At 49.0% G+C, this 13,523-nt stretch carries 12 protein-coding genes; 3 read left to right on the top strand and 9 right to left on the bottom strand.

What is annotated here, in order from left to right; all coding sequences use genetic code 11:
* From BCT27_RS17510 to fabB, 4 genes are all read right to left on the bottom strand, one after another.
* Positions 1-1,881 (bottom strand): FimV/HubP family polar landmark protein (locus tag BCT27_RS17510; RefSeq protein WP_277872022.1); only part of this gene is annotated, 1,881 nt, incomplete at its 3' end.
* Between the two features lie 183 nt (positions 1,882-2,064).
* Positions 2,065-3,090: an aspartate-semialdehyde dehydrogenase gene (locus BCT27_RS17505; protein WP_102396356.1), complete on the bottom strand. Its 1,026-nt coding sequence runs from the start codon at positions 3,088-3,090 to the stop codon at positions 2,065-2,067.
* 2 nt (positions 3,091-3,092) lie between these two features.
* On the bottom strand, positions 3,093-4,232 hold the full coding sequence (locus BCT27_RS17500; RefSeq protein WP_102396426.1) for a 4-phosphoerythronate dehydrogenase: 1,140 nt from the start codon (positions 4,230-4,232) through the stop codon (positions 3,093-3,095).
* Between the two features lie 240 nt (positions 4,233-4,472).
* Positions 4,473-5,684 carry a beta-ketoacyl-ACP synthase I gene (gene fabB, locus BCT27_RS17495; RefSeq protein ID WP_102318325.1) on the bottom strand — a complete coding sequence of 404 codons (1,212 nt, stop codon included), beginning with the start codon at positions 5,682-5,684 and terminating at the stop codon, positions 4,473-4,475.
* Positions 5,685-5,992: 308 nt separating this feature from the next.
* Between fabB and mnmC the strand changes: the two genes are divergently transcribed.
* The gene (gene mnmC, locus BCT27_RS17490; RefSeq protein WP_102396355.1) at positions 5,993-8,011 is read left to right on the top strand and encodes a bifunctional tRNA (5-methylaminomethyl-2-thiouridine)(34)-methyltransferase MnmC2/FAD-dependent 5-carboxymethylaminomethyl-2-thiouridine(34) oxidoreductase MnmC1; all 2,019 of its coding nucleotides are present in this window, start codon (positions 5,993-5,995) and stop codon (positions 8,009-8,011) included.
* A gap of 123 nt (positions 8,012-8,134) precedes the next feature.
* On the opposite strand, the gene BCT27_RS17485 is transcribed toward mnmC, so the two are convergent.
* On the bottom strand, positions 8,135-8,401 hold the full coding sequence (locus BCT27_RS17485; protein ID WP_017014183.1) for a YfcL family protein: 267 nt from the start codon (positions 8,399-8,401) through the stop codon (positions 8,135-8,137).
* 8 nt (positions 8,402-8,409) lie between these two features.
* Positions 8,410-8,934 carry an elongation factor P hydroxylase gene (locus tag BCT27_RS17480; protein ID WP_017014184.1) on the bottom strand — a complete coding sequence of 175 codons (525 nt, stop codon included), beginning with the start codon at positions 8,932-8,934 and terminating at the stop codon, positions 8,410-8,412.
* Between the two features lie 225 nt (positions 8,935-9,159).
* Here BCT27_RS17480 and BCT27_RS17475 point away from each other — a divergent pair, with 225 nt between their 5' ends.
* Positions 9,160-9,819, top strand: coding sequence for a trimeric intracellular cation channel family protein (locus BCT27_RS17475; protein WP_102396354.1), 660 nt, complete (start codon positions 9,160-9,162; stop codon positions 9,817-9,819).
* A 96-nt stretch (positions 9,820-9,915) separates the two neighbouring features.
* Here the strand turns inward: BCT27_RS17475 and aroC are convergent, their stop codons facing one another.
* Positions 9,916-11,001, bottom strand: a complete 1,086-nt coding sequence (gene aroC, locus BCT27_RS17470) for a chorismate synthase (RefSeq protein ID WP_102396353.1) — start codon at positions 10,999-11,001, stop codon at positions 9,916-9,918.
* Positions 11,002-11,230: 229 nt separating this feature from the next.
* Positions 11,231-12,163, bottom strand: a complete 933-nt coding sequence (gene prmB / locus BCT27_RS17465) for a 50S ribosomal protein L3 N(5)-glutamine methyltransferase (protein ID WP_074926420.1) — start codon at positions 12,161-12,163, stop codon at positions 11,231-11,233.
* A 134-nt stretch (positions 12,164-12,297) separates the two neighbouring features.
* Between prmB and smrB the strand changes: the two genes are divergently transcribed.
* Positions 12,298-12,828 (top strand): endonuclease SmrB, encoded by a 531-nt coding sequence (smrB, locus tag BCT27_RS17460; protein WP_017009410.1) that lies wholly within the window; start codon positions 12,298-12,300, stop codon positions 12,826-12,828.
* Between the two features lie 108 nt (positions 12,829-12,936).
* Here the strand turns inward: smrB and sixA are convergent, their stop codons facing one another.
* A complete protein-coding gene (gene sixA, locus BCT27_RS17455) occupies positions 12,937-13,425 on the bottom strand; it encodes a phosphohistidine phosphatase SixA (RefSeq protein ID WP_102396425.1) in 489 nt (162 codons plus the stop codon).
* Positions 13,426-13,523 lie beyond the last annotated feature (98 nt).

Genomic DNA, 13,523 nt, shown 5'->3' with positions numbered 1-13,523 from the left:
GATATCGTCTTGGCCTGACGTTTCATTGGCACTGAAAATATCATCAATATCGTCTTGGCCTGACGCTTCATTGGCACTGAAAATATCATCGATATCGTCTTGGCCTGACGCTTCATTAGCACTGAAAATATCATCGATATCATCTTGGCCTGACGCTTCAGCCGCAACAGGAGCATCGTCATCCGATAAATCAATATCTTGAGACAAGTCCACTTCAGGCTCACCCTCTAGCACCTTGTCGAACAAGGCGTCATTGAGATCGTCATCAGTTAAAATGTCGTCTGGAGAATCGTCAGCGGTATTTTCTTCTGTATCAGAACCGCCAGATTGCTCAGCATTTAGCAATGCATCGATATCATCTACATCACCGTCATCGCCGCCGGCCAGTGATTGCTCCCATGCCGCCGCGAGGGCTTCATCAGGGCTGAGTTCTTTTTCTTCGTTATCGGCCATTTCATCGAGCGCACGCTCCATGTCTTCAAGGCCAATAGCGTCGTCACTGCTTGCAGCAACATTCAATTCAGAGCTCGCATCGAAGTCATCGTCGAGAGAGATGTCTGAACCTGCTTCGAACTCATCGTCTATCGACACGCCTGATTCTTCAGGTTCTTCCGACAGCTCAAGTGAATCAGACAAATTGATGTCATCCAATTCAGAATCAAACATGCTGTCGTCACCGAAGAGATCATCGGCATCAGTGTCATCAGTCACTTCAAGCTCATCGTCTTCAAGCACTAACTCATCGGTGTCGTCTTCGACTTCAGGCACCATGATGACATTCATGTCATCTGGCACTTCGCCGTCTAGGCCTTCTGGCTCTTCCGCATCGTCGCTTTTACGACGACGCATAATGATAAAGGCGGCCGCACCAATCACGAGAAGCGCTGGAATGATGGCTACCGTTGCGAGCATCAACGGGCTATTCATGAGCGTTTCAAGGAATGAAGGCTCTTTGGTCTCCATTTTCGCTTGGCGCACGCGCTGAACCTCTAAGAACTCTTTGATTTCTCCTGTGAGTTCCTGATCAACGGTCATTTGTTCTTTTAGCGCTGACAGTTCGTTTTGAACTTCAGCCAAACGAATCTTGAGGATGTGGTTACTTTCAACCAACTTACCCATCTGCATATCAGATTCATTGATCTGATCTTGTACGCCCATCATGTCCGGTTTGGGTGGCGTCATTTTCTCGCCAGCGTCAGCCATTTTATCTGACATTGCACCATCGGTGTCAGCCATCGCCTCTTTAGACTTGGCGTCGTCCATCATCGATTTTTTGTCTTCTGCCATTGCCGTTTCTGGTGCTGGCATTGGTGCTACCGTAGGTGCTACAGGGGCTTTAGGTGTCGGCGCAGGCACTTGCTCGCTCAACGGACGACGATTCACCGTGCGTTGTGCTTCTTTTCTCGCCTGATCAATTTGAAGGCGTTGAGCAACATCATCAGTGCTTTCACGGCGAATCTCTGCCAAAGAAGGCATCACCAAGGTACTGCCCGGCATTAACCCATGAATATTGGCATCTTCAAAAGCGGACGGGTTAAGGCGGAAAATGGCACCAATGGTTTGGTACACACTGACAGACTGGTTTGGCTGGTAGCGTGAGGCAATGGACCAAAGCGTGTCGCTATCGCGGGTGGGGCCCACGGCACTGCGACCTCGCGTTGACGTAGTCGTCGTACGAGACAAAGGTTCAGACGTTGCTTGAGGTTGGGCCTCTTCTTGAGGACCAATGATGCGAATCGCCGATTGCACAGAAAACGTCGCAATGACGCTCAGCAACAAAGACGTAACGGCAAGCGTTTTGCCGAGACGACGGCTGATGGATGATGAAAAAAGGCTTCGCTTCATAACGTTATTAAAATCTGCGTCAGACACTGCCCGCATTCCTCTATGGCAGAAAAAATAGGCTTGATGGTTATTTCCCTAACTATATCGGAAGCCCAGCTGAAAACTGTAGTGAGAAGAGATAAAACTGTGTTTTGTGATCAAACAACCGGCAGCAGATCACTGGTGCCGGTTGTTTTTTCTTGAGTTTGCCCGTGCGAGGAATCGCAAAGGCGACGCAATTTAGAGGTAATCGCGAATTAACACTTCGGCGATTTGAACGCTGTTGGTCGCTGCGCCTTTGCGCACGTTATCAGCAACAATCCATAGGTTCAGACCATTCGGGTGGCTAATATCATTGCGAACACGGCCAACCATGACATGATCTTTGCCCGTCGCGTCTTTTACCTGCGTTGGGTAATCTTCATTGGCAAACACTTCAATGCCTTCCGTACGAGACAGAATATCCATCGCTTCGGTCGCATCAAGCGGTTGCTGACATTCGATATGCACCGCTTCAGCGTGACCATAGAAAACAGGCACACGAACACACGTTGGGTTTACCGCAACGGTGTCATCACCTAAAATTTTCTGGGTTTCCCACACCATTTTCATTTCTTCTTTGGTGTAGCCGTTATCCATGAACTCATCGATGTGTGGGATGCAGTTAAACGCGATCTGCTTTTTATACAGACTTGGTTCTGCTTCTTGGCTGTTCAGTAATTTAACGGTTTGGCCCGCTAACTCATCCACGCCTTTTTTGCCTGAGCCCGACACTGATTGGTATGTCGCGACGTTGATGCGATCAATACCTGCAACGTCATAAATGGGTTTCAACGCCACCAACATTTGGATCGTCGAACAGTTAGGGTTCGCAATTATGTTGCGGTTACGGAAATCAGCAATGGCTTCTGGGTTAACTTCAGGCACAACCAAAGGAACGTCATATTCATAGCGAAAACGTGAGGTGTTATCGATAACAACAACACCTTCGTCAGCTGCCATTGGCGCATAACGGTCTGACAGCTCAGCACCCGCAGAAAATAAGGCGATTTGCACCTGACTCCAATCGAAGTCTTCAACATTACGCACCAGGTGGCTTTTGCCATTAAAGCGAATGGTTTCACCGGCGCTGCGCTCACTTGCTAGCAAGTAAAGTTTGCGCACAGGGAATTTACGCTCTTCCAACACCTCAATAATGGTGCGACCTACAGCGCCAGTTGCACCTAATACAGCGACGTCGTATGCAACATCAAATTCTTCTGTCATGTTTATTCCTCTACGGTAAAACCTAATTTAGCGAGCGACTCTACCCCAAACGCGGCATCGCCCGCTACTGTAATCGCACTGTACTCGCGTCTGTCCCAGTAATTCTTACGCAAGCGGTCAAAGCTTGTCCGCTGCTCAGCAACGTCAGCCATTGCTCGGCGGAAATCACTGTCATCACGACGAATATCATAAACAAGTTGGCAAAGCGCCATCAGATCTGCGGCATCCCACTTTTTGCTCAAACTCACGTGTGGAATAGGCGCAACAGGCAGCAACGACGAGGCCTCGACGCGCTCTTCTTGATTGCCAAGGAACTCGCAGTAAGCGTTGTAAATCATGGTCGTGCCGCGCGCTTTCCCTTCAAGTCCATACCCAGCGACATGTGGCGTTGCAAACGCGAGCAGAGGCAACAATTCGAGATCGACTTCGGGTTCAAACTCGAACACATCTAACACGGCGGTCAGTTTGTCAGCTTTCAGCGCTGCCTTTAGCGCATCGTTATCAACAACAGGGCCACGCGCCGCATTGATCAAAATGCTGTTTGGTTTCAACGATGCCAACTCTTTTTCACCAATAAGGTGATGTGTAGGGTGCTCGCCATTGCGTGTGATTGGCGTGTGGGTCGTAATAACATCACATTCAGCCAACAAGGTTTGCAGAGAATGGAATTGGCGCGTATCACCTTCCGCCTGTTTTAGCGGGTCACACAGAATGTAAGGAATATTCAAGGCGGCCAGACAGTTCGACAAATAACTCCCTACTTGCCCTGCACCGACGATGCCAACTTTACGGTCTGTGAGTGTGAAATCTTGTTGCTGGCTTAACACGAGTAGTGCGCTGATCACGTATTCAGCAACCCCGACCTTGTTACAGCCCGGCGCAGCGGTGAAATAGATTCCGCGATCGGCAAGAAGGTTGGCATCGACATGATCCGTCCCCGCCGTGGCTGTACCCACAAAGCGGAGACAATTGGCTTTTTCTAACAGCGCTTCATCTACTTTGGTGACCGAGCGAATCATCAAAGCATCAATATCAATCAAATCATCGGCGGTTAAGGTACGCCCTGCCTTGGCTGTTACGGTGCCAAGTTTACTAAACAGTTCTGCCGCATAAGGCATGTTTTCATCAATCAGAATATTCACGTGATCTTCTCTTTCTCCGAACAACATATACCCAAGCAACCTGAAGATGCTGGATACAGGTTGCTTGGGTATATCTGTATTGTGACGGTTTTTACGGCGACTTAAAACGAAAAAACCCGGCCGTAGCCGGGTAAAATCCAGGATCTGAAAGGTAGAGACCGGCTCTCATCGGTCAAAACCCGCGTCTGTTGTAGGCCGTAAGGCCAACGTCCCGGAAATTCGTCAGGAAAGCGAAATCGCTTAGCCTTCGTATTTTTTAATGACCAACGTCGCGTTAGTGCCGCCAAAGCCAAAGCTATTAGACATCACTGTCTTCAACTCTTGCTCACGCATTTCCGTCACGATATCCAAGCCTTCAGCTGCTGGATCAAGGTTGTCAATGTTAATGCTTGGAGCCACAAAACCGTTATCTAACATCAGCGTTGAATAAATCGCTTCGTGAACACCGGCTGCACCCAATGCGTGACCCGTCATCGCTTTGGTTGCTGAAATCGCAGGGCTGTTGTGACCAAAGACTTCTTGGATCGCGCCGAGTTCTTTCACATCACCCACAGGGGTAGAGGTACCGTGTGTATTGATGTAATCGATTTGGTCGACGTCTTGCATCGCCATCTTCATACAACGGATAGCACCTTCACCTGATGGAGCGACCATGTCGTAGCCATCAGAGGTTGCGCCATAGCCCACAACTTCACCGTAGATTTTTGCACCGCGCGCTAGCGCATGCTCAAGCTCTTCGATAACCACCATGCCGCCACCACCAGAGATAACGAAACCATCGCGGTCTGCATCATAGGTGCGTGAAGCATGTTCTGGGTTGTCGTTGTACTTGGTCGACAATGCGCCCATCGCATCAAACATCATGGTCAAAGACCAATCTAGCTCTTCACCACCACCTGCAAAAACAACGTCTTGCTTACCCAGTTGAATCAATTCAACCGCGTGGCCGATACAGTGTGCTGAGGTCGCACATGCAGAGCTCATGGTGTAGTTCACACCACGGATTTTAAACGGTGTTGCCAAACAAGCAGAAACAGTCGAAGACATGGTACGAGGCACCATGTAAGGACCGACACGTTTTACGCCTTTTTCACGCAAGGTGTCTGTTGCTGCTACTTGGTTAATGGAAGATGCGCCACCAGAGCCTGCAACCAGACCTGTGCGATCATTAGAGACTTGGTCTTCAGTCAGACCTGCATCTTCAATAGCTTGTTCCATTGAGAGATAAGCGAAGCCTGCAGCATCACCCATAAAACGAAATTTCTTGCGATCAATATGATCCACTGGATTCAGCTTCAAATCGCCCCAAACATTACTGCGTAGTTTCATGTCTGCGAACTGCTGGGAAAAACTAATCCCTGATTTACCCGCCTTCAATGACTCCAGCACTTCTTTAACGTTGTTACCGATGCTGGAAACAATTCCCATACCTGTAATTACGGCTCGTTTCATCATTTGTTCCTACACTTCAAGTTCGCACCGATGATAGCGGTTTTAAAGTTACAAAGTGGTCAGCTTTCATTGTACCTGTGCTGCACCGAGATTGACGTTATTACCAAACGTGCATGCTACAGCATAAATGTCTGGCAACTAACATGTATTCATTTCAGTTCGAAACCGAACCATGCTCGCATCTTCCTCTGACCTCGCACGTTTTTCACCCCATGCCACAGCGCTCAATTTGCCTAAATCTGTATCTTCACCACGCTTGAAGGTAGAATCCGCGCCCAGACACTGATGATAAACATGAAGGTTAACCTGTGACCCACCCTCGTATTGAACACGCCCAAATTCATTGGAATGACTCGGGTACACCCGTATCAGACAACTTTGATGATGTTTACTTTTCCAATGCCAATGGACTGGAAGAAACACGGTATGTGTTCCTGCAACAAAATCAATTGCCTGCACGTTGGGAAGAAACAGATAAAGACCGCTTCGTCATCGCTGAAACAGGATTTGGTACGGGGTTAAACTTCCTCGCCGTTTGGCAATGGTTTGAGCAGTTCATCACCGAAAATCCGGATGCCGTTACCAATCAGCTGCATTTCATCAGTTTTGAAAAATTCCCCGTGTCCAAACACGACCTCGAAAAGGCTCATGCAGCGTGGCCTGAACTGGCCAGTTATGCAGATGCACTTCGTAAGCACTACCCTGCGGCAGTGCCTGGCTGTCACCGCCTCATCCTTGCTGAAGGCATGATCACACTCGACCTATGGTTCGGCGACATCAAAGACTGTATGCCACAAGTGTGGACATCCGATGACGGTATTGTGGATTGCTGGTTTCTTGATGGGTTTGCCCCAAGCAAGAACCCAGAGATGTGGAGCCAAGACTTGTTTAATGGCATGGCACGCCTGGCTAAACAAGGTTGTACGGTTGCCACCTTCACGGCGGCAGGCTTTGTACGTCGCGGCCTGATTGATGCTGGCTTTGCCATGAAGAAAGCAAAAGGGTTTGGTACCAAGCGTGACATGCTCGTCGGTTCCATTCAGGAGCGCAAACAAACGGGCCTTCAGGCACCTTGGTTTAAGCGTCTCACCCCGCAACAAAACACCTCTTCAGGCCAATCAGACATCGCCATCATTGGCGGCGGCGTAGCAAGTGCAACACTGGCATTGTCCCTTGTACGTCGCGGCAAGCAAGTCACACTCTATTGCGAACACGACAAGCCTGGACTTGCAGCCTCTGGTAACCGCCAAGGTGCAGTTTATCCTTTACTGAACGGCAATGATGACGCGCTGCCTCGTTTCTTTGCACCGGCCTTTTTGTTCTCACGTCAATTTATTGAACAAGCAGCAGAGACTGTGGCATTCGATCACGATTGGTGTGGTGTGACCCAACTGGGGTGGGATGAGAAAAGTGCAGACAAGCTGGCAAAAATGTTCAAAGGCGGATTCCCTGAGACCTTAATTACCGCATTGAGCAAAGAAGAAACCGCGGCGTTAACCAAGGTAGAAACCGGTCATGCGGGGGTCAGTTACCCACTCGGGGGCTGGCTATGTCCACAGCAACTGACTCAAGGTTTAATTGCTAAAGCAGAAGCCACTGGCCTTATGACGAGCCACTTCAATCGTGAAATCACGGCATTGGCGCACGATGGCACGGCGTGGCAACTAACCGCTGAAGAACGCACTTTTTCGCACCAAACCGTGGTGATCGCCAACGGGCACAAATTCACACAATTTGAACAGACTGCAGCAATCCCTGCGTACTCAGTCCGTGGGCAGGTAAGCCACATCAATACCACGCCAACCCTTAAAGGGCTGAAAACTGTATTGTGTTATGACGGCTACCTGACGCCCGTTAACCCAAAGAACGACACGCATTGTATTGGCGCAAGTTACGGGCGAAATGATGCATCACAAGACTTCAAAATGGATGATCAAGCAGACAACAAACAACGTTTGGTGAATTGTATTTCAGCTGACTGGCCGAATGAGGTTGATACGAACCACGGTGCAGGCCGCGTCGGTGTGCGTTGTGCAAGTCGCGATCATTTACCGTTTGTTGGCGACGTGTGTGATTCTGAACGCCTTGCAGCGCAATATAGCAACCTGCGTGACAACAAAGACACAGCTGCAGATGTGCCCGTGTATCCAAACCTCTACAGCATGCTGGCATTGGGTTCGCGCGGCCTAACGTCTGCGCCTATCGTAGGCGAATTGATGGCATCTCAGCTTAGCGGACACCCGCTACCTTTACCTCTAGACGTGCTGAATGCACTGCACCCGGGCCGCATGTGGGTGCGAAAACTGCTGAAAGGGAAAGCGCTCTAATTCGCGTGACCCTATTTTCGCTGGCGATGCGTCGTTTAACCCGGCATTGCAGACACAAAAAAGGCGCTTAATGCGCCTTTTCTCATTGGAACATGTGCGGGTTCTATGTCCGCAGATGAACGCTCAGCTCGCTTTCTTTTGCAATGATGACCACAAGTTAGCCACCAGCACTTGGTCGCTCGGGGTTAACTCATTGGCATTGTCTTTCAAGCTGCCATCAACGCGAACCTTCAAGGCATCCAAATCTTCAATCCCGTCTTGTTCACAGTCAGCAGCTGCGAGAGAAATATGACCACGCAGATAACCACTGGCGAACAACTCATCATCTGTCGCGGTATCTACCATGGCATCAATCAGGTCGAGGATTTTTTCTTCGTATTCTTGGATCATATTGTCTCTCAGGCGTCAAAATCGGATGCAGTCAAAGGAGGCTGATTATAAAACGTTCTCAGTGCGTCTGAATAGGTCTTTGCACGCGATGGCATGCCATCACGCAAATACACAAGCACTTGCTCGCGCACTTTTGCGGTAAACCCACCGCGGTCTGATTCAGCGCCACTTAGGTTATCGCAGCTAACTTGGAAACGAAAACCACAGCTTGCGGAAAGGATCCATTCAACCGCTTGCGGCTTCACTTCTACTTTTTCAAATTCCGCTTGTGTTGCTTCATCGCGGCCATCAGGGTGATACCAATAGCCATAGTCTTCCAATAAGCGGCGTTCATCCCCCGCAATGCACCAATGCGCCACTTCATGCATCGCGGAAGCGTAAAAGCCTCGTGCAAAAATGATGCGATGTTTTGGGTGTTCCGCATCCGCAGGGTAATAAATAGGCTCATCCCCACCGAGTAATAATTCAGTGTTGAAGGAATCAATAAACGTTTGATTAAAAACGTGGATTAGGTCGTTATAGTCGTGTTGCATCGTGATAAATGTGAACAATCAGTTACAGCAAATTAAGTCGGGCGGCATTGTACCTGCCAAAACAGGTCTTGTCGTTGCAATAATGGCGTGAAATGTCCGTTTTACACCCAAAAAGCATGAATCTAATTCATGCGTGAGTTCACAGCTTTTCATTGGATTGAGAAAGCTGTCACACCTACAATCGCGCCACATTCTCCTTTAAACGCATCTTATTGAATAAGCATCATGTTGTTGTCTACTTTGTACATTGTCGGTATCACCGCGGAAGCCATGACGGGCGCGCTGTCTGCGGGTCGCAGAAATATGGATTGGTTTGGCGTCATGTTGGTTGCAAGCGCTACTGCGATCGGTGGTGGCACGGTGCGTGACATTTTATTGGGTCATTATCCTTTAGGTTGGGTCGCTAACCCGCACTATCTCGTCATCGTTTGTGTCGCAGGTATTGTTACCACATGGCTTGCCTCATGGGTTGCTCGTAACCACAAACTGTTTGTGTGGCTTGATTCACTCGGCTTGATTGCGTTTAGCATAATTGGTTGTCGCGTTGGCATGGACATGGGCTTATCCCCATTGATTTGTGTGGTATCTGCGCTGGTGACAGGTGTGTTTGGTGGTTTATTGCGTGATCTCATCTGCCGCCAGCAGCCTATGGTGTTACACAAAGAACTTTATGCATCTGTCGCGTTTTTAGCAGGCTGGGTTTATTGGGCGCTCATCACGCACGGCGAGCAATTTGGCATCAGCGAGAACACCGCAACCTTGTCTACCCTGATGTTGGGTTTTGCTTTCCGTATGGCAGCAGTGAGATTCAGTTGGCGTTTGCCTGTGTTTAGCTTTGCGGAAGAAGAGCAAAAGGTTCTAGGAAAAGAAGGACCTAGGACCTAGAAAAAGCGAACAGTACGAAAAGGGCTGCCAGTTTAAAACTGCCAGCCCTTTTCCTTTTAGTCAGCCCCTACGAGTCTCGCACCTAGGGCCTTTCTGTTAGATTTTAGGGGTTGTGGTTGTCACACCCGAGTTTTGAGCGCGGTGGCGAAGCAAGTGATCCATCAACACGATAGCAACCATGGCTTCTGCAATCGGCACAGCACGAATACCCACACAAGGATCATGACGACCACGGGTAATCACATCCACAGTCTCACCTTCCACATTGATGGTTTCACCAGGGATGGTAATGCTCGACGTTGGCTTCAACGCAAGATGTGCAACAATGTCTTGGCCAGAAGAAATACCGCCCAATACACCGCCGGAGTGATTCGTTTTAAAGCCTTCTGGCGTCAGCGCATCACGGTGTTCACTGCCGCGTTGATTCACAACATCAAAGCCATCACCCACTTCCACGCCTTTCACAGCGTTAATGCCCATTAATGCGTAAGCAATATCTGCATCTAAGCGGTCGAATACTGGCTCACCTAAACCAACAGGCACGTTGTTCGCAACGACCGTCAGTTTCGCACCAATGGAATCGCCTTCTTTTTTAAGCTGACGGATAAGCTCGTCTAGCGCATCTAATTTGTTCACGTCAGGGCAGAAGAACGGGTTTTGTTCCACTTGATCCCAATCAACCTGTTCGACTTTTACATCCCCCATTTGGGACAGGTAGCAACGCACTTCAATGCCGTATTCTTGCTTGAGGTATTTCTTTGCAATTGCACCCGCAGCAACACGCATTGCGGTTTCGCGTGCAGACGAACGACCACCACCACGGTAATCACGAACACCGTATTTTTGGTGATATGTGTAATCGGCGTGGCCTGGGCGAAAACGGTCTTTGATTTTTGAGTAATCTTGCGAGCGCTGATCGGTATTTTCGATGATCATACCAATCGACGTACCTGTCGTTTGGCCTTCAAAAACACCAGAAAGGAATTTCACTTCGTCGGCTTCGCGACGCTGTGTTGTGTACTTCGACGTGCCTGGGCGGCGACGGTCTAGGTCAACTTGAAGATCGGCTTCTGTAATTTCAAGCCCTGGCGGACAACCATCCACAATACAGCCCAACGCCAATCCATGACTTTCACCAAAGGTGGTTACCCTAAAAACTTGACCAATTGTATTGCCTGCCATTACTTCCTCTGTCTTCTTACTGACTGCATGTGTTTCGTCATTCCTGCATAGCAGTTAATGAAACATAACCGCGCATCAGAAGCAAAAGCTTTTTATCGCCGTCGCGGTCAACTCGCCGTGTAAAAGGCATCGTTTGATGAAATGTCGATAAAGTGGCACATAAAAACAAAAAAGGCTGAAACCTGTTGTTTTCAGCCTTTTTGTCTATATGCGGTCAACGCCGTTTGAATCAGTCTTTATAGAGAGCAAACTCGTCAGCAACACTCACCAAATCTTGGTAAGTCATCATGAACACGCCATGGCCGCCGTTCTCAAATTCTAGCCAAGTCAGCGGCAATTCTGGATATTGCTCATCAACGTGGATCATCGAGTTACCCACTTCACAGATCAGCACACCCTGCTCGGTAAGGTAATCTGGTGCATTCGCAATAATGCGGCGCATCAGTTTCAAGCCATCACTGCCTGCTGCCAAGCCCAATTCTGGCTCGTGGCGGAATTCTTCAGGCAAGGAGCCCATGTCTTCTTCATCCACATACGGCGGATTCGACACGATCAGGTCGTATTTATCTTTTGGCAAATCACGGAACAAATCAGAACGCAGAGGGAAAACTTGCTGCTCCATACCGTGATCTTGAATGTTGATTTCAGCCACTGCCAGCGCATCTGTTGAGATATCCACCAAGTCAACTTCTGCATCAGGGAAGGCGTATGCACACGCAATACCGATACAACCGCTGCCTGTGCACAAATCCATGATGCGTGTTGGTTCAACAGACAACATAGGCTCGAAGCGGTTTTCAATCAGTTCACCGATTGGCGAACGAGGCACAAGAACGCGTTCGTCCACGAAAAACTCAAGGCCGAAGAAATACGCTTTGTTGGTTAAGTAAGCCACTGGCGTACGCTCGTTAATACGACGAACAACACGCTCAACAATGCGGTGACGCTCACTGGTAGTGAGGCGTGAATGACGCGTTTCTGCTGGTACATCAATAGGCAGGTAAAGGGTTGGCAACACCAGTTGCACTGCTTCATCCCATGCGTTGTCCGTTCCGTGACCGTAAAACAATCCTGCCGCGTTAAAGCGACTTACCGTCCAACGTAGCATGTCTTGCAGCGTACGTAGTTCGTTGACAACTTCATCAACAATAATCTTGTCCAAAATGGCCTCCACTAGCCTATATCGCCTTCACCCACCACAAGCCCGCGCTGTGTGTTGAGACAATTCCAAATCCGACAGCGAGACATTAAGCACTTTTCGGGTACAATGCGCCTATCGATATTTGGAATTGATTTATGAGTAAGAAAACCCCGATCTCAGACGACGATTTTTCGGCGTTCCGCGATGCGGTGAAAGGCGTTAAAAAACTGCAGCAGGATACCATAAACCCGCCAAGACGCCAGACAGCCGCGCAATCTAAAGCGAAGCTTTCCGATTCTTCCGCACGTGACCATTCGTTTTATTTTTCTGACGAATTTGAACCACTGCTGAAAGAAGAAGGCCCAACGCAATACGCACGTTTCGGGGTCTCTAAATATGAAGTGAAGCGCCTTCGTCGCGGCGTCTATGTACCCGACATGTTCTTAGATCTTCACGGGATGACACAGCTGGAAGCCAAGCGTGAACTCGGCGCGTTGATTGCCGCATGTATTAAAGATGGTGTGAGCTGCGCGTGTGTGATGCACGGCATCGGCAAACACATCCTTAAACAGAAAACGCCCCTATGGCTGGCACAACACCCAGACGTGTTGGCATTCCATCAAGCCCCCTTAGAGTTTGGTGGAGCGGGCGCATTGTTGGTGTTGATTGAAATTCCAGAGCGCTAATCGCTTACTGACCCAACGCCAAGCTATATATAGACGCAAAAATAAACACAAAAAAACGCCCAATCGGGCGTTTTTTTTAATGCGTCTAAAACCACGTCTTACGACTGACTAACCATTCATCACTTGAGACGGTGTTTTTAGCCAAAGTACATCACTCTTGTCGGTCTCAACATCATATTCCACGCAAGACATCGATGATGTAGGGAACATAGGTGGTTGCATACCTGGCAACCACTCTGCGGTTAAATACCCTACAAGCGGCAAGTGAGAGACCACCAGCACCGAATCAGGCTTATCAACCGCGATAAGCGCACGTAAATATGCTGCGACGTCTTCACTGTCACCGTATGGCGTGATGCCTTCATCTGTCAGCACTTTGGTTGCTGCAGGTAAAAGCTTCTCACAGGCTTGCCATGTTTGCTGCGCACGGATGTAAGGGCTCACGAGCACGATATCTAACGTGCCTGTTGGTAACTGCCCTGCAAGCCATTTCGCCATGGCTGCAGATTGGTGTTCCCCCAACTCAGTGAGCTGACGTTCTTCATCACTGGCAGCGAAGGCATGAGCCTCGCCATGGCGCATAATGTAAATGTGCATATTCATACTGCTGGTTTCTGCAATTTCGTTAATGCTATCAGTCTCTACGGCATTCGGGAACGATAAAGCGCACAGATGTTTGCCTCAATGTACTTCGC

This window comes from Enterovibrio norvegicus (assembly GCF_002876705.1).
Classification (GTDB): domain Bacteria; phylum Pseudomonadota; class Gammaproteobacteria; order Enterobacterales; family Vibrionaceae; genus Enterovibrio; species Enterovibrio norvegicus_B.
The sequence above is the reverse complement of the archived record's forward strand: the minus strand, read 5'-3'. Positions and strand labels throughout refer to the sequence as shown.

Bases quoted from the DNA above. Each gene is read 5' to 3' on its own strand.
- BCT27_RS17505 (WP_102396356.1), bottom strand. From the start codon at position 3,090: ATGACAGAAGAATTTGATGTTGCATACGACGTCGCTGTATTAGGTGCA.
- fabB (WP_102318325.1), bottom strand. From the start codon at position 5,684: ATGAAACGAGCCGTAATTACAGGTATGGGAATTGTTTCCAGCATCGGT.
- BCT27_RS17485 (WP_017014183.1), bottom strand. From the start codon at position 8,401: ATGATCCAAGAATACGAAGAAAAAATCCTCGACCTGATTGATGCCATG.
- BCT27_RS17480 (WP_017014184.1), bottom strand. From the start codon at position 8,934: ATGCAACACGACTATAACGACCTAATCCACGTTTTTAATCAAACGTTT.
- BCT27_RS17475 (WP_102396354.1), top strand. From the start codon at position 9,160: ATGTTGTTGTCTACTTTGTACATTGTCGGTATCACCGCGGAAGCCATG.
- aroC (WP_102396353.1), bottom strand. From the start codon at position 11,001: ATGGCAGGCAATACAATTGGTCAAGTTTTTAGGGTAACCACCTTTGGT.
- smrB (WP_017009410.1), top strand. From the start codon at position 12,298: ATGAGTAAGAAAACCCCGATCTCAGACGACGATTTTTCGGCGTTCCGC.
- sixA (WP_102396425.1), bottom strand. From the start codon at position 13,425: ATGCACATTTACATTATGCGCCATGGCGAGGCTCATGCCTTCGCTGCC.